This is a genomic window from Geomonas diazotrophica (assembly GCF_019063885.1).
Classification (GTDB): Bacteria; Desulfobacterota; Desulfuromonadia; order Geobacterales; family Geobacteraceae; genus Geomonas; species Geomonas diazotrophica.
Genome location: NZ_CP077684.1, coordinates 812,535 through 836,182 on the forward strand (window position 1 = coordinate 812,535; position 23,648 = coordinate 836,182).

At 63.0% G+C, this 23,648-nt stretch carries 18 protein-coding genes; 11 read left to right on the plus strand and 7 right to left on the minus strand.

Features of this window, described 5'->3' with window-relative positions; all coding sequences use genetic code 11:
- Nucleotides 1–158: 158 nt before the first annotated feature.
- The gene (locus KP003_RS03525; protein ID WP_217300370.1) at nt 159–1,340 is read left to right on the plus strand and encodes a hypothetical protein; all 1,182 of its coding nucleotides are present in this window, start codon (nt 159–161) and stop codon (nt 1,338–1,340) included.
- A gap of 135 nt (nt 1,341–1,475) precedes the next feature.
- Here the strand turns inward: KP003_RS03525 and hpnH are convergent, their stop codons facing one another.
- From hpnH to shc, 4 genes are all read right to left on the minus strand, one after another.
- Nucleotides 1,476–2,474: an adenosyl-hopene transferase HpnH gene (gene hpnH, locus KP003_RS03530; RefSeq protein ID WP_216500399.1), complete on the minus strand. Its 999-nt coding sequence runs from the start codon at nt 2,472–2,474 to the stop codon at nt 1,476–1,478.
- Nucleotides 2,475–2,597: 123 nt separating this feature from the next.
- Nucleotides 2,598–4,505 carry a 1-deoxy-D-xylulose-5-phosphate synthase gene (gene dxs / locus KP003_RS03535; protein WP_217300371.1) on the minus strand — a complete coding sequence of 636 codons (1,908 nt, stop codon included), beginning with the start codon at nt 4,503–4,505 and terminating at the stop codon, nt 2,598–2,600.
- A 59-nt stretch (nt 4,506–4,564) separates the two neighbouring features.
- Nucleotides 4,565–5,557 carry a hopanoid-associated sugar epimerase gene (hpnA, locus tag KP003_RS03540; RefSeq protein WP_217300372.1) on the minus strand — a complete coding sequence of 331 codons (993 nt, stop codon included), beginning with the start codon at nt 5,555–5,557 and terminating at the stop codon, nt 4,565–4,567.
- Between the two features lie 9 nt (nt 5,558–5,566).
- A complete protein-coding gene (shc, locus tag KP003_RS03545; protein ID WP_217300373.1) occupies nt 5,567–7,609 on the minus strand; it encodes a squalene--hopene cyclase in 2,043 nt (680 codons plus the stop codon).
- 232 nt (nt 7,610–7,841) lie between these two features.
- Here shc and KP003_RS03550 point away from each other — a divergent pair, with 232 nt between their 5' ends.
- The 3 genes from KP003_RS03550 (at nt 7,842) to hpnI (ending at nt 12,373) form a co-directional block, all read left to right on the plus strand.
- Nucleotides 7,842–10,490, plus strand: coding sequence for an MMPL family transporter (locus KP003_RS03550; RefSeq protein WP_216500395.1), 2,649 nt, complete (start codon nt 7,842–7,844; stop codon nt 10,488–10,490).
- Nucleotides 10,491–10,634: 144 nt separating this feature from the next.
- Nucleotides 10,635–11,222 (plus strand): tRNA 5-(aminomethyl)-2-thiouridylate-methyltransferase MnmM, encoded by a 588-nt coding sequence (mnmM, locus tag KP003_RS03555; protein WP_239027606.1) that lies wholly within the window; start codon nt 10,635–10,637, stop codon nt 11,220–11,222.
- Nucleotides 11,222–12,373 carry a bacteriohopanetetrol glucosamine biosynthesis glycosyltransferase HpnI gene (gene hpnI, locus KP003_RS03560; RefSeq protein ID WP_216790581.1) on the plus strand — a complete coding sequence of 384 codons (1,152 nt, stop codon included), beginning with the start codon at nt 11,222–11,224 and terminating at the stop codon, nt 12,371–12,373. The genes mnmM and hpnI overlap by 1 nt, the downstream gene beginning before the upstream one ends.
- Before the next feature lie 90 nt (nt 12,374–12,463).
- Here the strand turns inward: hpnI and KP003_RS03565 are convergent, their stop codons facing one another.
- From KP003_RS03565 to KP003_RS03575, 3 genes are all read right to left on the minus strand, one after another.
- Complete coding sequence (locus KP003_RS03565; RefSeq protein WP_217300374.1) at nt 12,464–12,676, minus strand: DUF2905 domain-containing protein; 213 nt, start codon at nt 12,674–12,676, stop codon at nt 12,464–12,466.
- A 239-nt stretch (nt 12,677–12,915) separates the two neighbouring features.
- Nucleotides 12,916–13,446 carry an epoxyqueuosine reductase QueH gene (locus tag KP003_RS03570; RefSeq protein ID WP_216500389.1) on the minus strand — a complete coding sequence of 177 codons (531 nt, stop codon included), beginning with the start codon at nt 13,444–13,446 and terminating at the stop codon, nt 12,916–12,918.
- A gap of 8 nt (nt 13,447–13,454) precedes the next feature.
- A complete protein-coding gene (locus KP003_RS03575; RefSeq protein ID WP_217300375.1) occupies nt 13,455–15,293 on the minus strand; it encodes a cytochrome C in 1,839 nt (612 codons plus the stop codon).
- 245 nt (nt 15,294–15,538) lie between these two features.
- Between KP003_RS03575 and KP003_RS03580 the strand changes: the two genes are divergently transcribed.
- The 7 genes from KP003_RS03580 to KP003_RS03610 all read left to right on the plus strand — a co-directional run bounded on the left by KP003_RS03580 (nt 15,539) and on the right by KP003_RS03610 (nt 23,625).
- Nucleotides 15,539–16,843 (plus strand): OprO/OprP family phosphate-selective porin, encoded by a 1,305-nt coding sequence (locus KP003_RS03580; RefSeq protein WP_217300376.1) that lies wholly within the window; start codon nt 15,539–15,541, stop codon nt 16,841–16,843.
- Nucleotides 16,844–16,909: 66 nt separating this feature from the next.
- On the plus strand, nt 16,910–17,269 hold the full coding sequence (locus tag KP003_RS03585; RefSeq protein WP_216500383.1) for a cytochrome C: 360 nt from the start codon (nt 16,910–16,912) through the stop codon (nt 17,267–17,269).
- A 5-nt stretch (nt 17,270–17,274) separates the two neighbouring features.
- On the plus strand, nt 17,275–19,479 hold the full coding sequence (locus KP003_RS03590; protein ID WP_216790587.1) for a methyl-accepting chemotaxis protein: 2,205 nt from the start codon (nt 17,275–17,277) through the stop codon (nt 19,477–19,479).
- Nucleotides 19,480–19,666: 187 nt separating this feature from the next.
- Complete coding sequence (trpA, locus tag KP003_RS03595; RefSeq protein WP_216790588.1) at nt 19,667–20,473, plus strand: tryptophan synthase subunit alpha; 807 nt, start codon at nt 19,667–19,669, stop codon at nt 20,471–20,473.
- Nucleotides 20,474–20,606: 133 nt separating this feature from the next.
- Nucleotides 20,607–21,458 (plus strand): acetyl-CoA carboxylase, carboxyltransferase subunit beta, encoded by an 852-nt coding sequence (gene accD, locus KP003_RS03600; protein WP_216790590.1) that lies wholly within the window; start codon nt 20,607–20,609, stop codon nt 21,456–21,458.
- A 202-nt stretch (nt 21,459–21,660) separates the two neighbouring features.
- Nucleotides 21,661–22,287 (plus strand): LysE family translocator, encoded by a 627-nt coding sequence (locus KP003_RS03605; protein ID WP_217300377.1) that lies wholly within the window; start codon nt 21,661–21,663, stop codon nt 22,285–22,287.
- Between the two features lie 63 nt (nt 22,288–22,350).
- Nucleotides 22,351–23,625 (plus strand): bifunctional folylpolyglutamate synthase/dihydrofolate synthase, encoded by a 1,275-nt coding sequence (locus KP003_RS03610; RefSeq protein WP_216500374.1) that lies wholly within the window; start codon nt 22,351–22,353, stop codon nt 23,623–23,625.
- Nucleotides 23,626–23,648: the final 23 nt, after the last annotated feature.

A 23,648-nucleotide genomic window follows, 5' to 3' on the forward strand; every position in this document is an offset into this window, starting at 1 on the left:
GCCGTCTCTGCATACTCGCATACTATCCAATCTGCTCCCATAAAAAAAACAAAAACTGCAGCTGTGAATGGTTGCACGTTGGGTCTATGCTCCCCTCACTGATATCAGTCCGGAAAAGCGCAGCCGGGAAAAACACACAAGCATCGAGAGGGTAACCTATGAAAAAAAGTTTGAGGCTTATGGGCACGGTGTTCACTATGCTTATGTCAATCTCAACCATCGCTCTTGCGGAACCGGTCACCTTTCCCAAGGGGGCCGCAACCCCGTCGGAGACCTGCGGAGAGTGTCACCAGGTGCTCTTTAAGGAATATGCCCTGGGCGTCGGCAGCGATAATCATTCCGCGAATCACTCGATACCCGCGACGGTTTCTTCAGCGGCGACCGCCCATGCCACCTCGAAATTTACGCCGCTTGCCTCCGGCGGATCAGTCGAATGGTGCCGTTCCTGCCATTTTGCCGGGTCTTTCAACATCCCCGGCAAGAATGAGGTCGGGAAACAGATGCCGAACGTGGTGAATGCGGGAGAGATCTCGATCACCTGTGCCACCTGCCACCTAACGCCCGAGGGGAAGGTACGAAGCGTCCGCAATTCGAAAAATGCACCCCATGCCTCGGTTGTCGAGCCTGCTCTGCAAACCTCGGCGGTATGCGCTCACTGTCACGTTGATACAACGAACACCAGGATCGTGGGGGGACAGTACCAGACCTATCTGGAGTGGCGTGACGACTTCCACAAGCCGGGCCTCGGCGCACAAGAGTGCCAGGATTGCCACATGCCTCGTACCTTGCGTAAAGTTGCCGAGGACTCGGATGGTGCTCCTGTCGCAGTCGGGCGGCACCTCTGGACCGGTGGTCACTCCACGCAGCGCCTGGGCGGTTCGTTGAGCCTCTCGATCATCCAGCGCGACCAGGACAAAGCCATCCTTTCTTTCAGCGTGACGAACATCGGCGCCGGACATTCGGTCCCGACCGGCCCCAATGCCCGCGGCGTGTATCTTTCGGTGGATGTGCTGGATCGTCAGGGAGTGAGCCGGGCCCGGAAAGAATGGCTCTTCGCGCCCAATTTCAGTGGCCGTCCCGACGACAAGGCGTTCCTGGAAGAGGATAAGAAGCTTTCCGGTTATGAGGCGTATGCGCAGACACGAGCTGACGCACAGGGGGTGCATGAGCCTCCGGTTCGAGCCGGCGAAGAACGTCTGCTGGACTGGAACCCGTCTTTGGCCCCTGGTTTGTACACCGTCAAGGCCAGGCTGAGGTACACGACCGATCGCTTCAGAACACCCGCAGCCGACGACGAGAAGGAGATGGGAAATGCGGCACTGCTCATAACGAACAAGTAACCGTAGGGCAGGGAACAGACACGCGGGGCGTTCTTCAGATTTCGAGATTTGATGCGCCGTCTGTCGCAAACGTAGAAGGGGCAGCCGTGAGGCTGCCCCTTCCTGTGTTTTACGGGCTGATTAAAGCTGCTGATCTCAGGTCAGGTTCCACAGGAACATTTCCCACATCTCTTTCCAGCTCTTGCCGATCTCCTCGACGACGCTCGGCTCGAAGCCGCAGTGCATCATGCATTGGGCGCAGCGCGGGTCCTTGCCTACGCCGTACTTGTCCCACTGGGTCTTCTCCATCATCTCGGCGAAACTGCCGTAGTGCTCGTCGGTGATGAGGTAGCAGGGGGCCTTCCAGCCGCGCGGGTTCCGGGTCGGGTTGCCCCACGGGGTGCATTCCAGTTCCTTCTCCCCCTTCAAAAACCTCAGGTACATGGGGGTGGAGAAGAAGCGGTACCGCTTGCTCATCTCGTAAACCGCCTCGAACTTCTTCTGGATCTCGCGCCGCTCGAGGAACAGCTTCTCCCCGACCGCCTCGTAGCCGAATCCGGGGGCTACCAGGAAGCCGTCGACGCCCAGGTCCTTCAGGTGCGAGAAGAGCATCTCGATCTCGATCAGGTCGGTTTCCTTGAAGATGGTGGTGTTGGTGCAGAGCCGGAAACCGAGCTGCTTCGCCTTTTTGATGGCGGACATGGCGATCTTGAAGGTGCCGGGGCGCTCCAGGATGCGGTCGTGGGTCTCTTCCATGCCGTCCAGGTGCACGTTGATCACGAAGTTCGGGTGCGGCTTCAGGGTGTCCAGCGCCTTCTCAAGGAGCAGGGCGTTGGTGCAGAGATAGATGTGCTTTCCCCTCTTCAGCACTTCATCGATCAGTTCGAAGATGTGGGGATAGAGGAACGGTTCGCCGCCGGTGATGGTGACGACCGGTGCCGGGCACTCGTCCACTGAGTCGAGGCACTCCTTGAGGCTCATCATCTCCTGTATGGTGTCGGCGTACTCCCTGATCCGGCCGCAGCCGGAGCAGGCGAGGTTGCAGAGGTGGGTCGGCTCCAGCATGAGGACCAGGGGGTACTTCTCCTGCTTCTTCATCTTGTTGCCCATGATGTAACGGGTGAGGTCGTAATTCAATCGCATCGGAAAACGCATTGTAGAGGTATCCTTCCGGCTGTTCTTGGGTTGAGGCTGATAAACATGGCTGCGGGACAGGCCGAGGAGATGAAGCCTTCAGCCTGTCCCGCGTCTAGCTGCCTGACTGAAACGAAAATGCTGCTACTTGACTACGGTTAGTTGCGGATGAACGCTGCCGGCACCCTTCAGGAAGGCCTGGCAGGCGGCGGCGATCCCGGCGCCGTCGAGGCCGAGGTCGGTGCGCAGTTGGGCCTGGCTTCCCTGTTCGATGAAGCTGTCGGGGATGCCGATCCGCTTCACCCGTATCCCGGTGAGCCCCGCATCGGCGACCGCTTCCAGGACGGCGCTGCCGAACCCGCCCAGAAGGGCGTTCTCCTCCACGGTGATGACGCAGCCGGTGCGCCCGGCCTCGGAGAGGATCAGCTCGCGGTCCAAAGGCTTCACGAAGCGCGCGTTCACCACGGAGGCGAAGATCCCCTTCTGCTTCAGGAGCGCGGCGGCTTCCAGCGCAGGGTAGACGGTGGAGCCGACGGCGACCAGGGTCAGGTCGGTGCCCTGGACCAGCAGTTCACCCTTGCCGATCTCGAGCGATTTGAGCTCCTTGTCCATCTCGACTCCGTATCCGGCACCGCGCGGGTAACGCAGCGAAACGGGGCGGCCGTGATAGATGGCGGTCTTCAGCATGTGCTGCAGCTCGTTCTCGTCCTTGGGGGCCATCACGGTGAGCTCCGGGAGGTGGCGCAGGTACGAGATGTCGAAGGCGCCGTGATGGGTCGGGCCGTCGTCGCCTACCAGACCGGCGCGGTCCAGGGCCAGGGTCACCGGCAGCTTCTGCAGGCAGATGTCGTGGAAGACCTGGTCGTAGGCGCGCTGGGTGAAGGTGGAGTAGATGGCGGCGACCGGGCGGAACCCTTCCACGGCGAGCCCGGCCGCGAAGGTCAGGGCGTGCTGCTCGGCGATGCCGACGTCGAAGAAGCGCTCCGGGAACCGTTCCGCGAACGGGGTGAGGCCGGTGCCGTCGGGCATGGCCGCAGTGATGGCCAGGATCTTCTCGTCCTTCTCCCCGAGCTTCACCAGGGTGTTGCCGAAGACGCTGGTGTAGGAGGGGGGACCCTGCTTGCTCGCGGTGGTGCTGGCGGGCTTGGTGGGGGCCACGCCGTGGAACTTGTCGGGCATGTCCTCGGCCGGTCCGTACCCTTTCCCCTTCTTGGTCATCACGTGCAGCAGGATCGGTCCCTCCAGCCGCTTCACGTTCTCCAGGACGCCCAGGAGGGTGGGGATGTCGTGCCCGGCGATGGGGCCCACGTACTCGAAGCCGAGCGCCTCGAAGAGGGTCCCCGGGGTGAGAAACCCCTTGAGCGAGTTCTCCGCCTTCTTGGCGAAGTGCAGGATGTTGCCGCCGATGGCGGGGATCCCGGCCAGAAGGCCTTCCATTTCCTTTTTAAGGCTGCGGTAGTAGGTGCCGGTCATCTTCCTGGAGATGAAGGAGGAGAGGGCGCCCACGTTCTTCGAGATGGACATCTCGTTGTCGTTTAGGACCACGATCAGGTTCTTCTTCAGGTGCCCGGCCTGGTTGAGCGCCTCCAGCGCCATGCCGCCGGTGAGGGAGCCGTCCCCGATCACCGAGATGACCCGGGCGTCGTCCCCCTTGAGCGCGTGGCCCACGGCGAGGCCGAGCCCCGCCGAGATCGAGGTGGAGGAGTGACCGGCACCGAAGGCGTCGTGGGGGGACTCGGAGCGCTTGGGAAAGCCGCTGATCCCCTTGTAGCAGCGCTGGGTGTGGAAGCTGTCGCGCCGCCCGGTGAGGATCTTGTGGGTGTAGGCCTGGTGGCCGACGTCCCAGACGATGTTGTCCTTTGGGGAGTCGAAACAGTAATGCAGCGCGATGCTGAGCTCGACCACACCCAGGTTGGAGGCCAGGTGTCCGCCGGTCTTCGCCACCGTATCCATGAGGAAGCCGCGCACCTCGTCAGCGAGCAGCACCAGCTCCTCGGCATCCAGCTTCTTCAGGTCGTCGGGACCGTTTATCTTGCTGAGCAGTGTGTACATGGATCTCCTTGAGAACCCGTAACGATTAAAGAACAGGGGGCTGCAGGGAAAACGTTGGGCTAACGGTTTTGGGCATAGCCGTTGTCCTTGAACCACTTCACCGCGCGCTCCAGCGCGTCTTCCACGGGAGTCTGCGGCAGCCCGAGCTCGGCCTGGGCCTTGCCGGAATGGAAATACATGAACTTCTTCGCCATCTGCACCCCCGCCAGCGGGATGAGCGGCTCGCGACCGGTGATGACGGAGAGCGCGTGGTTCGCGTAGGCCGCCATGAGGACCGGGTAGTAGGGGAGCTTCACCCGCGGCGCCTTGAGCCCTGTGAGCGCCGAGAGCATCTCGAAGATCTGCGCCATGGTCAGGTTGCGGTTCCCGAGGATGTACTTCTCCCCGACCCTTCCCTTTTGGGCCGCCAGCAGGTGTCCGCGCGCGCATGCCTCGACGTCGATCAGGTTCAAGCCGGTGTCGAGATAGGCGGGCATCTTGCCGTTCAAGAAGTCGACGATGATCTTCCCGGTCGGGGTCGGCTTCACGTCCATCGGTCCGACCGGGGTCGACGGGTTCACGATCACCAGCGGCAGCCCCTTGTCCAGGTACGACTCGGCGGCACGCTCGGCCAGGAACTTGCTCTTCTTGTAATCCCCGACCATGTCGCCGAAGTCGACCGGCGTCTCCTCGTTGCCGGGTGTGCCGTCGCCCGGGTTCCCCAGTGTTCCCACGCTGCTTGTGTAGACCACCTTGCCGACGCCGGCGGCGAGGGCCGCCGAAAGCATGTTGCGGGTGCCGAGCACGTTGGCGTCGTACATCGCCTGGGGCGTCCGGGTCCAGAGCCGATAGTCCGCCGCGGCGTGGAACAGTGCATCGCACCCCGACAGCGCCCTGACCAGCGGCTGGCGCTCGGAGAGATCACCCTCGTGGAGCTCCAGGTCGAGACCCGCCAGGTTGCGCCGGTCCGAGCCGGGACGCACCAGCACGCGCACCCGCCAACCTTCCTTCAATAGCTCGCGTACGATGCTCGCGCCTATGAAACCGGTAGCCCCGGTGACGAACGCCTTCATACCCGCCCGCTACTCCGCGCCGCCGGTGAGGGTGCGGTAGGTCCCCAGCGCCATGAGCGGGAAACAGTTGCGGTAGATGTGGTACTTGATCATGAAATACTTCGGGAACCCGGTCCCCGTGTACTGGGTCTCGTCCCAGGTCCCGTCCTGCCTCTGCGTGGAGATCAGGTACTGGATGCCGCGCACCACGGTGGAGGAGTCCGCCTCGCCGGCCGCCATGAGCCCGAGGAGTGCCCAGCCGGTCTGCGATGCCGTGCTCTCCCCCATCCCGGCCAGGGTGGCGTCGTGGTAGGATTCGCAGGTCTCACCCCAGCCGCCGTCGATGTTCTGGCGCGACTTGATCCAGTTCACCGCCTTCTTGATGTACGGCAGCTCCATGTCCTCGCCGATGGCGGCAAGCCCGCAGAGCACGCTCCAGGTGCCGTAGAGGTAGTTCACCCCCCAGCGTCCCCACCAGGGACCTTCCGGTTCCTGGTTCTTCTTGAGGAACTCCAGGGCGCGCTGCGCCGCCGGGAAGGTCTTGGCGTAGCCGAAGGTCCCCATCAGCTCCAGCATCCTGCCGGTGAGGTCGGCGGTGGGCGGATCGATGAGCGCCTCCAGGTCGGCGAACGGGATCTTGTTCAGGATGTGCCTGGTGTTGTCCTTGTCGAAGGCGCCCCAGCCGCCGTTTTTGCTCTGCATCCCCAGGCACCAGTTGATGCCCCTTTTCACCGCGTCGTTCATCGACCTGCGGTCCTTCACCTCGATCCCCTTCAGGGCGATCATGACGAAGCCGGAGTCGTCGACGTCCGGGTACCAGTCGTTCAGGAACTCGAAGGCCCAGCCGCCAGGCTCGAGCTCCGGCGACTTTATCTTCCAGTCCCCCGGCTTTCTCACCTCGCGCTCCAGGAGCCACTGCGCACCCTTCACCAGGGAGGGATGGTCCGACGGCACCCCGGCGTCGATGAGTGCCTTGAGGGCGAGCGCCGTGTCCCACACCGGCGAGACGCAGGACTGCAGCACGAGATGGTCGTCGGTCTCGATGCAGAAGTGCTCCAGCGCCTTGAGCCCCTGGGACACCGCCGGGTGTTCGTTTTCGTAGCCGAGCACGCTCAGCGCCAGTACCGCGTTCAGCATGGCGGGCTGGATCCCGCCCCAGTCCCCGGACTCCTCCTGGTGCTCCAGCACCCACTCCTCGGCCTTGGCCATGGCCCGCTTCCTGAAGGGGCGGAGGGGGCTCCGCTCGTAGACCTTCAGCATGTGGTCCAGGCCGATGAAGAAGTTCTTCCAGGTGAAGATCCCTTCTTCCTTGGTGAAGGTGTAGTCGATGGCGCGCGGCGGCCGGACGAAAAGTTCCTGCACCCTCTGCGCGGGGGGGAGCTTGTGCACCGGCCGTTTGAACATCACGATGGAGAGCGGGATGATGGTGGCCCTGGCCCAGCTGGAGAACTCGTAGATGTTGATGTAGGCCCAGTTCGGGAGCAGGTTCAGCTCGACCGGCATGCTGGGGACCCCGAGCCAGTCGAACTCGCCGAAAAGCGCCAGGAAGATCTTGGTGAAGACGCGCGACTTGATCACGCCCCCCTTCCCCAGGATGAAGGCCCGCGCCTTCACGAGCGCCGGGTGCTCGGCCGGGTACCCCGCGAGCTTCAAGGCGAAGTAGGCCTCGACGGTGGTGGAAAGGTCGCCCGGGCCGCCGTAATAGATGGTCCAGAATCCCTCCTCGGTCTGCTTGGAGAGGAGGTAGTTGCTCATCTTGCGCTCGCGCTCGTGATCGACCAGCCCAAGGAAGTGGAGCAGCATTATATATTCTGCGGTTATGGTGACATTGGATTCGAGCTCGGCCCACCAATAACCTTTGGGGAGCTGTTCGCGGAAGAAGAAGTCGCGGCTACCTTCAATGGCGAGGTCGAGGGGGCTCTTTGCCTTGCCCGGCTTACTCTTCCAGAGAGCGGGGGGGAACTGGTGGACCGTTGCCCCTGCCTTGTGTTCGACGTTCAATTCCGGCTCACTAGCGATGCCGTTGAATGAGGTGAGTGCATGTGATATGGGGTGTTTGAAGGGGGAGGTCACCACATACTCCTTTCTGCCGGATTGGGACGATTTAACCCAGTGTAGCTGGATTGTACATAGTTACAAGGGTGGAAATCTACCATGTATTTGTGAAAAGGTACACTGTTTTTTCCTGGGTTGAGTTTTTTTTCTTAATGAAAACAATGATTTGCTCTGGTGCTGTTGATTGTGCGCCCGGGGTGTGCTAGGTTGCATGCGCTTAATTTATTGTGCGGAAAAGGCCAATGATCTTATGAATGAAGCTCCGAAAACAAGTCTGCTGTTCTCCCTGGCGGCGCGCCGCCCCTGGCTGGTGCTGGCCCTGGCGCTGCTCCTGTCCGTGCTCTCCATCTGGCTCACCGCCCAGCGCATGGAGTTTCTCACCGGTCGCGACGACCTGATGCCGCAGAACACCTCCTTCAACCGCGACTATCGCGCCTTCCGTGCCGAGTTCGGCAGCATGGAGGACATCGTGGTGGTGATCGAGGGGGGCGATGCCGATAAGGTGGGGAGTTTCGGCAACCGCCTGCACGACGCGCTCGCCAGGGACAAGGCGCACTTCTCCGATGTCTTCTACCCTTACGCGCTCCCCTATTTCCGGGACAACGGCCTGCTGTTCATGCCCCTGGAGGACATCAGGGAGCTGCGCCGCAACCTGACCCTGGCGGCGCCGGCACTGCGGGCGCTCTCCGCGTCACCCTCGGTGCAGACGCTCTTCACCCACATGACCGGCAGCATAGAGCGCTACCTCGCCGGCGACCGGAAGGAGCTGCCGGGGATACTGTTCATGCTGGACAAGCTGGGAGCCGGCTTCACCAGCTTCGGGACCGGGAAGGGGAGCGTCCCCTCCATGGAGAGCGTCTTCATGAACCCGAATTCCGCCTTCGCGCGAGCGGGGCGCCAGCAGATACTGACCGCGCTCCCGGTGCGGGACATGGCGGGCTTCGTCCCGGCCCAGGCGGCGATAGCCGTGGTCCGTGCCGAGGTGGCCCGCCTGAAGGCCCTCCCCGAGTTCAAGGGGGTGAGCGTGGGGCTCACCGGGACCCCGGTCCTGGAGCACGAGGAGATGACCACCAGCGAAAAGGACATCACCCTGGCGACGGTGGTCTCCCTGGTGCTGACCGTGGTCCTGCTCCTCTTCGCCTTCCGCGGCGTGCTGAACGTGGCGGCGGCCATGGTGTCGCTGCTCGTCGCCATCTCGCTCTCCTTCGGGTTCGCCACTGTCGCGGTGGGGCACCTGAACATACTTTCCATGGTGTTCGCCGTGATGCTGATCGGCATCGGCATCGAGTACGGCATCCAGGTGGTGCTGCGCTACCAGGAGGAGCTGAAGCTGGGGGCGGGGGAGATGGTCGCCCTGGAAACGGGGATGACCAGGAACGTCTGGGCCATCGTGATGGCCGCCGCAACCGTCGCCGCCGCCTTTTTGACCTTCGTCTTCACCGACTTCCGCGGCATCGCCGAACTGGGCGTCATAGCGGCAGGTGGGGTGGTCATCTGCGTCCTGGTCACCTTCACCGTGCTCCCCGCCCTGCTGGTGCTCCTTGCCCGGTACCGCGGGTCGCGTACCCGCGCAGCGGCGGTCCGCCTAAGCGAGCACGGCGTGCTGTCCCGGCTCCTCTTCGGCCGCCCCAGGCTGGTGATCGGCCTCACCCTCGCCCTTTGCGCCGCCTCCTTCTACCCCCTGTCCCGGGTCTCCTTCGATTACAACCTCATGAACCTGCAGGCCAAGGGGCTGGAGTCGGTCACCTACGCCTACAAGCTGATGAGAAGCAAGGAGAACAGCGGCTACTTCGCCGTGGTGACGGCCAATAGCCCCGCGGAAGCGCAGGCGAAGACGGCAAGGCTGGAGCGGCTGCCAAGCGTTGACCACGTGGTGAGCCTGAGCACCCTGGTGCCGGATCATCAGCAGGAGAAGCTCGCGGAGCTGGCCGCGCTGCGCAGGGAGCTTGCCGATGTGAAGCCGGTCCCCTACGAGGAGAGCCTCTCGCTGATGGAGCTCCCCAAGGTTTTCGAGGCCTTCCGGAACGCCGCGGTGGCGCTCAAGGCGCGGCTGGAGCAGGAGCGGCTCCCGGAGGCGAAAGAGGCCGCCGCGTTCGTGGCGACCCTCGACAGGTTCTTCGCGGGACTGGAGAAGGAGAGGGACAAGAACGCGGTGGGGATGCTCCAGGATTTCCAGGGGGGGATGTTCAAGGAACTCCCCGGGAAGATCGAACTGTTGAAGCAGAGCCTGGCCGCCAAGCCGGTCACCGAGGCGGACGTGCCCAAGGAGCTTCGTTCCCGTTTCGTGGGTAAGAGCGGGAAGTTGATGCTGCAGGTGGCTCCCAAGGGGGAGATCTTCAACCGCGAGCCGCTCAAGGCCTTCGTGGACGAGGTGAGGAGCGTCGATCCGCACGCGACCGGGGAGCCGGTGATGGTCTACGAGTCGATGACCATCATGCGCGACTCCTACCGCCTTGCCTTCATCTACGCCTTCGTCGCCATCGTGGGCATTCTCCTTGTTGCTTTCAGGAGCGTCAAGTACGCACTGATCGGCCTGGTGCCGCTGCTGGTGGGGCTGCTCTTCATGGTGAGCGGCATGTGGCTCTTCGGCATCAGCTTCAACTCGGCGAACATCATCGTCATGCCGCTGGTCCTCGGGATAGCGGTCGATTCCGGGATCTACATCATCAACCGGTACCGGCGCGAGGAGGGGAGTGCGGCAGGCGTGGTTCTAAGTTCCACCGGCGTCGGGGTCCTTTTGAACACGCTGACCATCATGGCCAGTTTCGGGGCGCTCATGGTGGCGCGGCACCAGGGGGTGTTCAGCATCGGCGCCGTCATGTCGCTCGGGATGGTCGCCTGCCAGATAGCGTTCATGGTCACCCTCCCGGCGGTGCTGACGCTGGCTGCCAAAAAATAAGATCCGTAGGGGCGAATAATCATTCGCCCGTCCGCTCTTCATGTGAGGGATTGTCTTGGCCACAAGGGGCGGCCTTCGCGGCCGGGCCCTCACCCCTGCCCCTCTCCCGGAGGGCGAGGGGATATGTGGTCGTTTGGGGGACATGTGGGGAAGGCTGGCAACAAGGCTGAATCTTTGCGCGGGGCGGTGCCGCTTTCGCACTACTTCCTAAAAGAGCGGGTGCGCCCGGGAGACCTTGTGCTGGACGCCACCTGCGGCAACGGCCTCGATACCCTGCTGCTCGCGGAACTGGTCGGTGAGGGGGGGACGGTCTGGGCCTTCGACGTTCAGCCGCGCGCAATCGCGGCCACGCGCGAACTGCTTGAGCGGGAAGGACGGCTGGCGCAGGTGCGGCTGATAGAGGCCGGACACGAGCGGCTCGCCGACTTCGTGCCGCAAGGAATAACGGCGGTCGCCTTCAACCTCGGCTACCTTCCGGGAGGTGACACCGGTCTCGTCACCGACCCGGCCAATACCGTGGCCGCGCTGGGGCAGGCGGCGGAACTGCTGGTACCCGGCGGCATCGTCACCATCGCCCTCTACACCGGTCACGCCGGCGGCCCGCAGGAAGCGGCCGCGGTCGAAGGTTGGGCCGCCTCCCTGCACCCGGGGCGGTTCAACGTCTGGCGCCACCGGCAACTTAACCGCCCAGACACCGCACCGTACCTGGTGCTGGTGGAAAGGATCCGCTGATGCTGCGCGAAGCCCTCCCGTTCCTTGCCGTCACCCCTTCCCTCGCCTACGCCGCGATCACGCTCCACTGCGGCCGCAGCTTCTTCGCAAACCCCGCGGCTCTCCCCGACCACGCGCCGCCGGTCTCCATCCTGAAGCCGGTGCGCGGCGTGGACGGCGACAGCTTCGAAAACTTCTCGTCCTTCTGCAGACAGGACTACCCCCGTTACCAGATCGTCTTCGCCGTCGCCTCTCACGAGGATCCCGTGCTCCCCATCATCGAACGGCTGATGCAGGCCTACCCGGAAACGGACATCGAGCTGGTGGTCGACCCCGGCATCCACGGGGCCAACTACAAGGTCTGCAACCTGATGCACGCCTACGCCAAGGCGAAACACCCGCTGCTGGTGGTCTGTGACAGCGACATCAGGGTGGGGGAAGGGTACCTGCGCCAGGTCTGCGCCCCCTTCGCCGATCCGGAGGTGGGGCTGGTAACCTCGCTGTACCGCAGTTCGCAGGTTCGGGGCACCGGCTGCGCCATCGAGGCGCTTGGCTTTTGCTGCGAGATGATTCCGAACGTCATGGCCGCGTTGAAGCTGGAGGGGCTTTCCTTCGCGCTGGGGGCGTCGATGGCGGTGCGCAGGGAGGCGCTGGAGCGGATAGGGGGCTTCGAGGCGCTGGTCGATTACCTCGCCGACGACTACCAGTTGGGTAACATGATTCATCGGGCCGGCTACCGGTTGGAGCTCTCGCCGTACTTCGTGGAGAGCGTGATGCGGGGTGACGAGAAGCTTAGCGAGCTCCTGTCGCGGCAACTGCGCTGGGGGCGCACCATGCGGGTCTCCCGCCCGGGAGGGTACCTCGCTTCGGGGATCACGCTCCCCTTTCCGGGGGCGGTGCTCGCCCTGCTGCTTTCGGGGGGAGGCGCCGCCGGCTGGCTGGCCGCGGCGCTGCTCTACCTGGTGCGTTCGGTGGTGTCGACGATCTACAGCCGCCAGTTGGTGCAGGACCGGCTGTTGCCGCGCTGGCTCTGGCTCCTGCCGCTGCGGGACGCGCTTTCTTTCGGCGTCTGGGGGCTGTCGCTCATCGGCAACCGGGTGCGTTGGCGCGGCGATCTATTCCGCCTGGAGAAAGGTGGCAAGATCGTTGCGATGGGCGGGGCATCCGATTAACAGCGCATCTTGAGCCTGCAACCCCGTTCGTGGTCCCGCCCCCGGAGGGGGAGAGGGGCGGAGCGGAGGAGTTGAGGGAGCGCAAGAGGGCTATCTGCGGAACAGCCAGAGGATGAAGGAGAGCACCAGCGAGATGATGATGCTGGTGGCCAGCGGGAAGTAGAAGGTGAAGTTTTCCTTCTTCACATAGATGTCGCCGGGGAGCCGCCCAAGCCACTGGATCCGGCCGGCGAGGGTGAAGAGCGCGCCGATGGCGGCGATGATCAGCCCCAGGATGATGAGGGATTTGCCGAAGGAAGGCATGGGAGAGTCCTCGTGCGGTGTCGTGAAGACGAGGCGGGTGGCGCGAACCTGTAGGGGCGAATAATCATTCGCCCCCGGTGCCGCGGCGCCCAGGTCACCACAGCGGCAATAAGGGCATGAGCGGCTGGGCAAATGATTATTTGCCCCTACAACCTGTGACCGCCTTCCGCTGTCGCGTTGGTGGTAAAAAGGGGACTGGCACCTGCTGAGCCAGTCCCCTTGTAATTTCGCCTGGCTCGCTACTTCCTGACGTAGCGTTCCTTTTCGCTGTAGATGCAGCCGCAGTATTTCTGGCGGTACAGCCCCATCTCCTTGGAGAGGTTGATCCCTTCCTGCCAGCCGGTACGGAAGTCCTGGTAGTGGAACTCGACGCCGTAACGCTCGCCAAGTTTGACGCCGAATTCGCGGATCATCTCCTGGTTTTGGTAGCGGCTGTAGAGCAGGGTGGAGGTGAACCTTTTGAAGCCGAGCTCGGCCGCGCTCCTGGCCGCTTCCTCCAGCCGGGAGCGGTAGCAGTAGGCGCAGCGCCCGTCCGGCTCCCCGGCCACGTTGGAGAGAAACTCCTCCAGCAGGTATTCCTCCCGGTAGTGCACCTCCAACTCCACCAGCTTCGCGTAGGTCTTCAGCGCTTCCATGCGCAGCCTGTACTCGGTGTACGGGTGGATGTTGTGGTTGAAGAAGAACCCCGTGACATCGAGCCCGGCGGATCTCAGTTCCTTCACCGGGTAGATGGCACAGGGCGCGCAGCAGATGTGCAGCAGTATCTTCATGCTTTCCCTTACGGGCGTCCCCCACCGGGGCCGCCCAACAGCCAGTTAATGGCGTCCGCTTTCACCTTGGCGAAGGCCGCTGCGTATGCGACACCGGGAGCCTGTGCCGCAATGTAATTTCCTCCCATGATGGGATTGCTGAGCGAGACTTTTCCGGTGCTGCTGTTCACGGCCAGCGTCGCGTTGTTGATGGCAGCTTCGACGTCGTTGTCAAGCACACCGTTGTTCAGCCAGTCGATGGAGTCGTAGATGAGCCGCTTGGTGTACTGGGGGTTGTGCGCGAACGCGCAGGGCTCGTTTTGCAGCAGGCTCGCGTTGAAGAAGGCACCCATGGTGTTGGCACCGCCGCCGGGGAAGGCCGCGTTGTAGTCGGAGTTCTTGTTGGCCAAGGGACGCACCTTCGAACGCGAGGGGTTGAGCGGGTTGGCCGGCAGCGTCGAATCCGTCTTGAGGACGTTCAGCATGGCTATTGCCGCGGCGTAACCTTCCTTCTTGGTTTGCAGGACGGCCGGAGTAAGTTGCAGCGGGTCGCCGGTGTGGCAATGGGCACACGCCGTGCTGGCGATGGAGGTAATGGTACCGGTGCTGTCCTTCACCACCGGTTGGAAATCGTGCGGCGTGGGTGTCTTCATGTGGCAGGTCGCGCACGGTCCGGCGTTGCCGGTGCCATGCTCGTTGGCCACGCCGATCTTGCCGTGGAGGAACCTCGCCGGAACATAGTTCCTGCCGATGAACTCGTACCCTCCGGTACGGAAGATAAGGGTCGCTGCGGCGCGGTCGTGGGCCCCCGGCGTGGAGGTGTTGCTAAAGTCCATCCCCGCGGCCTGCGCGTCATAGATCATCGAGCCGAGGCCGCGGCCGGAATGGCAGGGGATGCAGACGTTGGAGTCGCTGAGGTCGGGATAGACGGTCACCTTGTTGTTGAGTTTCACCGTCGGGGAGCTGTTGGAGGACGAGAAGTTGTAGTAGCCGCGGTAAGCCGGTACCGCGCGGGTGGCCCAGTTGTAGGCACGGCCGGCGCCGTTGTCATGGCAGACGTTGCAGGCGGTGACTTCCTTGGTCTTGTCCGGTGAGGGGGCGTCTGCCGGCTGCGCGGCGCCGGGTGCGACTTTGACCGGATAGTTCTGCACCACCGCATAGCCGGGGCCTGCGAAGGGTTTCACGTCGGAGAAGCCGCTGGTCACGAAGTTGATGTAACCGGTGGAGGTGTGGCACCGAACACAGTAGTACTGGAAGGTCAAGTTGTACGGTTCGTAGCTGCCGCGGGTCTTGAATTCGTAGCGGGTTCTCGCGCCGGAGAGCACGTTGCCGTGCCCGGACTCGGCCCACTCCGCGTTGGCCGACATCGCCGTGGTCGGATCGTGCGGGTTGTGGCACTTGCGGCAGTTGCCCACGTAATTGGAGCTAAGGTAGGAGGCGCGGTAGGTGCTGTTGTTGATGCTCGCGGTCATGTTGCCGAAGTGCTGCGGCGCGAGCCTCACCTGGATGTCGTTGGGGTGCGAGAGCCCGTGGCACTTGTCGCACTTGCGGCTCGCGTCGGGATTCTGCGTCGCCACGCCGCTTCCTCCGCCGTGACATTTGGCACAGGACTCCGGGTGGCCGGGGTGGGGTTCGTGACAGTCGGCGCATCCCGCACCGTTGTTCGTGTTGTGCGTGGAATTGAGCCACTCCTGGACGATCAGGGCGCCCGTTCCCGGCGAGACGGAGCCGGCGTGGCAGCTTGCGTCCATGCACTTTTGGGACTGGGCAAGCTTCGAGACTCCAGTGGCGTTGTCGGCGGAACCACCTCCGCACCCCGCCACCAAGAGCGTAGTGAGAACGAGGAAAACAAGGCTTTTTAGCAGCATAGCAGGCCCTCCCAAAGATTTAAGACGCTACCTTATAGCATTTTCTACAGCAAAAAAGTAGAGAAAAATGAGTGTTAGCTCACTGCCGGCCAATTCCCTTTTTGTTAAGTTGACTTCACTTCTGCAATATTGTATTAATCATCAGTCCGATTGCGTCAAGTACGACATTTGGCGAGGGATTGAGCCGCTCTAATAGTGTTAGTGTAATCTAATTTAAACGCTGGTTGCAGTGTAGGAGACCAACTATGTTTCTGAAAAAGCATACTGTAGCGCTCATGTTCCTTCTTGGCATCTCCTGTGCCCCCCTGTTGGCCCCGGGCACGGCCAACGCCATCCCGGCTTTCAGCCGGCAGCACAAGACCGAATGTTCCACCTGTCACACCATTTACCCGGAGCTCAACGAGTTCGGCGACGCCTTCCTGAAAAACGGCTACGTTTACCCCCACAAGAAGGAGGGGGCAAAAGCGGCGGCTAAAGCCACCGAGCCGGGCAACGAGTGGTCGATCATCTCGGGTTTGCCCCAGCAGATACCGCTCTCGCTTACCGCGAGCGCCGACCTCGCCTATGACGAAGATGCGGCGGATGGCAACAAGCTCGATCTTTCCGCCAGGTCGATCACGCTGCAGGCAGGGGGCTCCTTCCGCGACCTGTTCGGGTTCTTCGCCACCTACAACCTCTACTCCCAAGGGATGCAGCGCGCCTCCTCGCTCTCCAATCCCGCCAACAACACCAACGTTCCCCCGGGCAACGACCCCGACCTGGACGAGTTGTTCCTGATCTGGCGTCAGGCCCTGGGCTCCCCGGTCAACGTGAAGGTGGGGCGCTTCGAGCCGAAACTTTCGCTGTGGAAGAAGAGTAACCGCATCCTTCCGGTCCCTTCCTATGCGTCGACCACCTACCGTGTCGGTCTCTCCCCTTTCAGCAGCGATGCCACCGAGGATGGCGTGGAGCTGAACGCCCTGCTGGGTAACCGTATCTTCGTCGCCGGCGGGGTCGTGGACCGCAACGGCCAGGACCGGGAAGACGGCTACGGGCACATCTCCTTGAAGATCGGCGGCACCGACCTGAAGGGACAGGAGCCCGAAGTCGACCTGGAGAAGGATAGCCTGTGGGACTACCTGAGTGTCACCCTCGGGTCCTTTGGCTACTGGGGACAAAACGGCGAGTTCAACGCCAACGGCGTCGCGCAGAACCTGAACAGCTTCAGAAGGATCGGCGCCGAGGCGGACATCCTTTACCAGCGGCTGCACTTAAAGGGAAGCGGCAGCTTCGGTCGTGATTCCAATCCTGAGTTCGCAGTTGTGAAGTCGGTCATCAACAGCAAGGTCTACACCCTCGAGGGCGAGTACTACCTGGGCGCGCCGGTGAACCTCGTCCCGATCTTCCGCTACGAGTACCTGAACGCCGGCGACGGCACCATCAAGCGCCTGACCCCGGCCATCGCCTACACGCCGCTGCAGAACGTGCGCATGTCGATTGAATACACCCACAGCATTGCCCCGGAAGGAATCGGCAACATCGCCTTTGCTTCCATCGCCTTCAGCATGTAGCTGACGGTCCGGACATGCCAAACGGCGGCGGCCGCCGCCGAAAAAATTTGGAGGATTCATCGTATTATGAAAAAGCTCCTCGTTACCATGCTCCTTGTTGCAGCAACCGCAACCAGCGCCCACGCCGGACTCAAAGTCGTCGGCAGAGGCGACGCCATGCGTCTCGACCCTTCCGGCTTCCCGCCGGCCATGAAGGCCAACTACGAGATCGTCAGGGTCAAGTGCGTGAAGTGCCACACCCTGGAGCGCACCATCGTTGCCATCCAGACCGGCGTGGCCCCCATCTCCGGCCAGCCTTTCGACCGTAACGCAACCAAGGCCTACGGCATCAAGATGCTCAGAAAGCCGGACTCCAACATGAACAAGGCCGAAGTGAAGGCCTCCGTGGACCTGATGAACTACCTCCTCTCTGAAGCGGAGAAGTAATCATAATGAAAGACCTGACCTTGCGTACCCGCCTGATCGGGTCCTTCCTGATCATGGCCTTGTTGGTCGCCTTCACCGGCGGTTTCGGTGCCCTCAACATCAAGAGGGTCGGCGGCCAGATCCAGAACATCCTCGAACAGCTCTCGAAGCAGCAAAAACTGGTGCTCCTCATGGGGGTCACCCAGAAGTACTGCCACGTGAGCCTGATGCAGGCGGCCCTGGTTCCCAACGATCCGGAAAAGCTCCAGGAGTACATCGACGACTACCAGATGAAACGGGACACCCTCTTGAGCCAGGCCCAGATCATCCTGGAGGGGAACAAGAAGCTGGGAGTGCTCCCGGCGACCAAGGGGAGCGTGGTCGAGAAGCGGACCCGCCAGTTCCTGGTGAGTTGGGCCGAGTTCGAGAAGGTCGCCGACGAGCTGATCGCGCGCAAGCAGACGCTCATGAAGGGGGTTCCCCCCGGCGCGGTGAGCCAGGCGGCCAAGGATGCGCTGGCGGACCAGCGGCTGAACCAGCTGGCCAACGAGGAGATCGCCACCGCCAACGATAAGGCCAAGGAGGATCTGGACGACATACTGGTCGAGGTCGGCAACCGGATGACGGCGGCGAACAAGCAGGTCAGCGACATCCAGCAGTCCGCGGGGATCACCTTCACCGCCGTGATCGTGGTCGCGGCGGCGCTGGCGGTCGCGTTGGGGCTCCTGATCACGCGCAACATCGTCTCCCGGGTCAGGGTCATGGCCGAGGCGGTCAACAGCGGCGCCGAGGGAGACCTGACCGCCACGGTCGAGATGGGAAGCCACGACGAGATCGGCAAGCTGGGGATCGACTTCAACGAGATGGTTGGCAAGCTTTCCGGGATGATCGGCAAGGTTTCCCGCTCCTCCAACGAGTTGGCGGGGATCTCGGACACCATGGCCAAGGCGTCCCACTCGGTGGTCGGCTCCGCCAGGACCCAGGCCGAGAGCGTCTCCAAGACCTCCGCTGCCATCGTGCAGATCAACACCTCGGTGAAGGGGGTGGCCCAGGGGGTCGACTCCCTCTCCATTTCCGCCTCCGAAAGCTCCTCCTCCATCCTGGAGATGGCCTCCAGCGTCGAGGAGGTGGTGCAGAACATGGAGAACCTCGCCCTGTCGGTGAACGAGGTGAGCTCCTCCATCGTCGAGATGGGGGCATCCATCAAGCAGGTCGGCAACGGCGTCGTGAGCCTCATGGAGGTCTCCACCGCCACCGCCTCCTCGGTCATGGAGATGGACAGCTCCATCAAGCAGGTGGAAAGAAACGCAAACGAAACCGCGGCGATCTCCAAGGCGGTGCGCATCGACGCCGAGACCGGCCGCGAGGCGGTGGACGCCGTGATCAACGGCATGCACGAGATCAAGCGCGCCTCCCAGATCACCAGCGAGGTCATCGCCACCCTCTCCGAGCGTGCCGCCGACATCGGCGACATCCTCTCCGTCATCGACGAGGTGGCCGAGCAGACCAACCTCCTGGCGCTCAACGCCGCCATCATCGCCGCCCAGGCCGGCGAGCACGGCAAGGGATTCGCCGTGGTGGCCGACGAGATCAAGGAACTCTCCGAGCGCACCTCCAGTTCCACGCGCGAGATATCACTGGTGATCCGGGGTGTACAGGAGGAGACCCAGCGTGCCGTCGACGCCATCGACCAGGCCGAGCGCTCCATCGCCGACGGGGAGCTGTTGTCGCAGAAGTCGGGCGAGGCGCTCAACAAGATCGTGGTGGGCGTCACCGAGGCGACCGCCCAGGTGACCGAGATCGCCCGCACCACGGTCGAGCAGGCCAAGGGGAGCCAGATGATCCGCGAGGCCATGGAGCAGGTCTCCGAGATGGTTGCCCAGATCGCCAAGGCGACCCGGGAACAGGGGCAGGGGAGCGAGCTGATCATGGCCGCCGTCGAGAACATGAAGAGCCTCACCTCCCAGGTGCTCTCCTCCACCCGCGAGCAGAACAAGGTGGGGAACCTGATCGCCCAGTCCACCGAGAGCATCACCGAGATGATCCGCCACATAAAGCGCGCCTGCGACGAGCAGACCCGCGGTTCGGAGCAGATCGTCATGTCGGTCGAGGACATCCAGCAGGCCACCGATGCCAACCTGGAGGCGACCCGGGTCATGGACGAGGCGGTCTACAAGCTGTTCCGCCAGACCGAGATGCTGAAGCAGGAGATGGAAGCGTTCAAGATCTAGGACGCCCGAAGCGCACTTTTTTGCAGTACCGACCAATCCCCCTCTCCCCGAGGGGGACTTTTTTTGTTATAAGGGGAGACCGGCCGCACGCCGGAAACGACCCAAAAGCTCGGAGCTGACGTTTGCACTCTCACGTTCAACGTAGAACGTAGAACGTAGAACGTTGAACGGGTGTTAAGGAGTGACTATGAGCAGGATTGCAGATAGATTCGCAGCATTGAAGGCGCGCGGGGAAAAAGGGCTGGTGACCTTCGTCACCGCCGGCGACCCGGACCTCGCCGGCACCGAGCAGGTCGTGCTGGAACTGGAAAAGGCGGGCGCCGACCTGATCGAACTGGGGGTTCCCTTCTCCGACCCGATGGCCGACGGGCCGACCATCCAGCTCTCCTCCGACCGAGCCCTGGCGGCGGGTACCACCCTGCCCGGGATCCTGGAGATGGTGGCCCGGCTGAGAACCCGGACCCAGATCCCCATCGTCCTCATGGGGTACTTCAACCCGATCTTCGCCTACGGGCCCGAGCGCTTCGCTCGCGACGCGGCCCAGTCGGGCGTGGACGCGCTCCTCGTGGTCGACCTCCCCCCCGAGGAGGCGGCGGAGCTCAAGGAGCATACCGACCGCTGCGGGCTCGACCTGATCTTCCTGCTGACCCCCACCTCCGACGCCTCCCGCGTCGATTCCGTCGCCCGCCAGGGGTCCGGTTTCATCTACTACGTCTCCGTGACCGGCGTGACCGGCGCGCGGACCGCGGTCGCCGATACGCTGGCCGACCGCGTCACCGAGGTGCGCAACGCGCTGGACCTCCCCCTCGTGGTGGGCTTCGGCATCTCCACCCCGGAGCAGGCGGGCCAGGTCGCCCGCGTCGCCGACGGCGTGGTGGTGGGTAGCGCCCTGGTGAAGTTTTTCGAGAAGTACCAGGGGGAGGAGCTGCTGCGCGAGCTATCTTCCTTCGTCTCCGCTTTAAAACAAGGGGTGCTGCAGGGCGCCCAGAAATAATAGATATTTTTTCAATGGTTTAGCGGCGAGCCTGCACCGTTTTGTTTGACATAGCAGGTGCGATCTGCTAAGAATCAGCGCTGATTTACGACTTAATAAAACAGCTTGGGGCTTTCCCCAAAAGAGGGCACATATGGCTTGGTTCAAAAGGGATAATCCGCCGATGGCGAGAGGGGCGGAGCACAAGGTAAAGGTTCCGGAAGGGCTCTGGACGAAGTGCGTCAGCTGTAATGAGACCATCTATACCAAGGACATCGAGAGCAACCTGAACGTCTGTCCGAAGTGTGGCCATCACTACCGCATCTCCACCAAGAAGAGGATCGAGCTGCTCATCGACGAGGGGACCTTCACCGAGTTCGACGCCGGCATGGTCTCGGTCGACTTCCTCGAGTTCAAGGACAGCAAGAGCTACCAGGACCGCATCGACCAGGCCCTCGCCAAGGGTGGCAGCAAGGACGCCATCGTTTGCGGCTCCGGCAAGATCGAAGGGACCCCGGTGCAGCTGTGCGTCTTCGACTTTTCCTTCATGGGCGGTTCCATGGGTAGCGTCGTCGGCGAGAAGATCACCCGCGGTATCGAGCGCGCCCTGGAGCAGGGCACCCCGTGCATCATCGTCTCCGCCTCCGGCGGTGCCAGGATGCAGGAGAGCATCCTGTCGCTGATGCAGATGGCCAAGACCTCGGCGGCGCTGGCGAAGCTGCGCGAAGCGGGGCTTCCCTTCGTCTCCATCCTGACCGACCCGACCACCGGCGGGGTCACCGCGAGCTTCGCGATGCTGGGCGACGTCAACATGGCCGAGCCCAAGGCGCTGATCGGCTTCGCGGGTCCCCGCGTCATCGAGCAGACCATCCGCCAGAAGCTGCCCCAGGGGTTCCAGCGTTCCGAGTATCTCCTCGACCACGGCATGGTGGACGTCATCGTGGAGCGCTCCAAGATGAAGGCGCAGCTTTCCAGCATCCTTAAGATGCTTTACAAAGCAGCTTAAGACTAAGATTAAGATTAAGACTTTTGGTGCCGGCGTGATGTCGGATCAACTATGAAAGGTTAAGGCAGCGAAAGGAATCTCTTTCAACGTTTTAACCTTTCTTTTTGCCGACTTTTGATTTCAATCTTTACCTTTACCTTTACCTTTACCTTTATCTTTATCTTTATCTTTATCTTTATCTTTATCTTTATCCGGAGTTGCCATGGTCTCCCTTTCCCAATTGGCCCTGTTCGCCGTCGCCTCAACCGTGCTCATCTTCACCCCCGGTCCCGACATCATCTACGTGATGACCCGCGGTGTCGCGCAGGGGAGAAAGGCGGCCTTGGCCGCGGCGGCAGGCTTTGCCCTGGGGAACTTCGCGCACACCTTCTTCGCCATCGTCGGCCTCTCCGCCCTGATCACCTCCTCGGCGACCGCGTTCGCCTGCGTCAGGTATGCCGGCGCCGCCTACCTCATGTACATCGGCTACAAGATGCTGAGAAGCCGGGCGTCCCTGGTGCCCGACGGCGCGGCCGGGCAACTGCAGAGCCGGGTCATCTTCCGGCAGAGCATCCTGGCCAACATCATGAACCCCAAGGTGGCGCTCTTCTTCCTCGCCTTCTTCCCGCAGTTCGTGGACCGGGGGCGCGGCGGGGTGCCATTGCAGATGCTCATCCTGGGGAGCACCTTTGTCGTCCTCACCATGCTCGGCTTCGGCGTGGTCGCGCTGCTGTCCGGCGAGATCGGGCGCTGGCTGGACCGCAGCGCCGGCGCCGGCAACCGGATCGGCCAGGCCGCCGGCTGCATCCTCATCGGCCTCGGACTGCGCCTCGCCTGGCCGGAGCGCTAGCCCCCCAGGCTCCGGGATTAATATGGACTTTTTCACCTTCTTTACCTATAATCCCGGCCTGTCATGACCTATGCCGAAACGCTTGCGCACATCTATGCCCTCGGTCGGTTCGGCATAAAGCCCGGACTGGAAAGGATCACACGTCTCCTTGCCAACCTGGGCAACCCGCAGGACGCCTTCAAGGCGGTCCACGTAGTCGGCACCAACGGCAAGGGGTCGACGGCCTCCTTTCTCTGCTCCATTCTCAAAGCCGGCGGGTACCGGACGGGACTCTTCACCTCACCTCACCTGATCTCCTTCACCGAGCGCATCCAGATCAACGGGGCCGAAATCGGGGAGGAGGACGTGGTGCGTCTCACCGAGGCGGTGATGGCCGCCGCGCCCGACGAAACCACCTTCTTCGAGATCGTCACCGCCCTCGCCATCCTCTATTTCGCGGAAGCCGGGGTGGAGATCGCCGTGTTCGAGGCGGGGATGGGGGGGCGGTTCGACGCCACCAACGTTTTGCAGGGGGTGCTCTGCGCCATTGCGCCGATCACGCTGGAACATACCGACTATCTTGGTAAAACTATCGAGGATATCGCCGCCGAGAAGGCAGGGATCTGCAAGCCCGGAGCGCCGGTCCTGTCCGCGCGCCAGGACCGCGACGCGCAGTTCATCATCGAGCACCGGTCCGCCCAGCTCGACGCGCCGCTTTACCGCCAGGGGGAATCCTTCGACGCATTCTGGCTTGACGGCCTGCTCAACTACCGAGGCGTCGGCGTCACGCTGGACGCGCTTTCCTGCGGCCTTTTCGGCCGTTACCAGAGCGGCAACGCGGCCCTGGCCCTCGCCTCGGCCGAACTGCTGCGGGCGGTGGGATTCCCGGTGACTCCCCAGGCGATGATCGCCGGCGTGGCCAACGCCCGCTGGCCCGGGAGGATGGAGTTCTTCCCCGGGCCGCCCCGACTGCTGCTCGACGGCGCCCACAACCCGGCGGGGGCGGCCGCCCTGGCCGAGGCGCTCGCCGATGTCCCGCGCCGGCAGCTCTTCCTGGTGGCCGGCGTCATGGCCGACAAGGAGCTCGCCGGGATACTGGCGCCGCTCTTGCCGCTGGTCGACCGCGTATTCGCCGTCGCTCCCGCCCTGGAGCGTGCCCTTCCCGCCGGCGAAATTGCCGCCTACTGCTTCGGCGTCGGGGTGGAGGCGATGGAGGCGGGGAGCGTGGCCCAGGGGATCGAGCTGGCGCGGAACCTGGCCCAGGACGACGACCTGATCCTGGTCTGCGGTTCGCTGTTCACCGTGGGTGAGGCGCGCAGCCACCTGAAGTCCCGAAGCTTCGAGCCATTCAGAGGGTGAAAAGGGGTGACGGCCGAACGGCG

Bases quoted from the DNA above. Each gene is read 5' to 3' on its own strand.
- trpA (WP_216790588.1), top strand. From the start codon at position 19,667: ATGAGCAGGATTGCAGATAGATTCGCAGCATTGAAGGCGCGCGGGGAA.
- hpnA (WP_217300372.1), bottom strand. From the start codon at position 5,557: ATGAAGGCGTTCGTCACCGGGGCTACCGGTTTCATAGGCGCGAGCATC.
- hpnI (WP_216790581.1), top strand. From the start codon at position 11,222: ATGCTGCGCGAAGCCCTCCCGTTCCTTGCCGTCACCCCTTCCCTCGCC.
- KP003_RS03570 (WP_216500389.1), bottom strand. From the start codon at position 13,446: ATGAAGATACTGCTGCACATCTGCTGCGCGCCCTGTGCCATCTACCCG.
- hpnH (WP_216500399.1), bottom strand. From the start codon at position 2,474: ATGCGTTTTCCGATGCGATTGAATTACGACCTCACCCGTTACATCATG.
- accD (WP_216790590.1), top strand. From the start codon at position 20,607: ATGGCTTGGTTCAAAAGGGATAATCCGCCGATGGCGAGAGGGGCGGAG.
- KP003_RS03580 (WP_217300376.1), top strand. From the start codon at position 15,539: ATGTTTCTGAAAAAGCATACTGTAGCGCTCATGTTCCTTCTTGGCATC.
- KP003_RS03610 (WP_216500374.1), top strand. From the start codon at position 22,351: ATGACCTATGCCGAAACGCTTGCGCACATCTATGCCCTCGGTCGGTTC.
- KP003_RS03590 (WP_216790587.1), top strand. From the start codon at position 17,275: ATGAAAGACCTGACCTTGCGTACCCGCCTGATCGGGTCCTTCCTGATC.
- KP003_RS03605 (WP_217300377.1), top strand. From the start codon at position 21,661: ATGGTCTCCCTTTCCCAATTGGCCCTGTTCGCCGTCGCCTCAACCGTG.
- KP003_RS03525 (WP_217300370.1), top strand. From the start codon at position 159: ATGAAAAAAAGTTTGAGGCTTATGGGCACGGTGTTCACTATGCTTATG.
- KP003_RS03565 (WP_217300374.1), bottom strand. From the start codon at position 12,676: ATGCCTTCCTTCGGCAAATCCCTCATCATCCTGGGGCTGATCATCGCC.
- KP003_RS03550 (WP_216500395.1), top strand. From the start codon at position 7,842: ATGAATGAAGCTCCGAAAACAAGTCTGCTGTTCTCCCTGGCGGCGCGC.
- KP003_RS03575 (WP_217300375.1), bottom strand. From the start codon at position 15,293: ATGCTGCTAAAAAGCCTTGTTTTCCTCGTTCTCACTACGCTCTTGGTG.
- dxs (WP_217300371.1), bottom strand. From the start codon at position 4,505: ATGTACACACTGCTCAGCAAGATAAACGGTCCCGACGACCTGAAGAAG.
- KP003_RS03585 (WP_216500383.1), top strand. From the start codon at position 16,910: ATGAAAAAGCTCCTCGTTACCATGCTCCTTGTTGCAGCAACCGCAACC.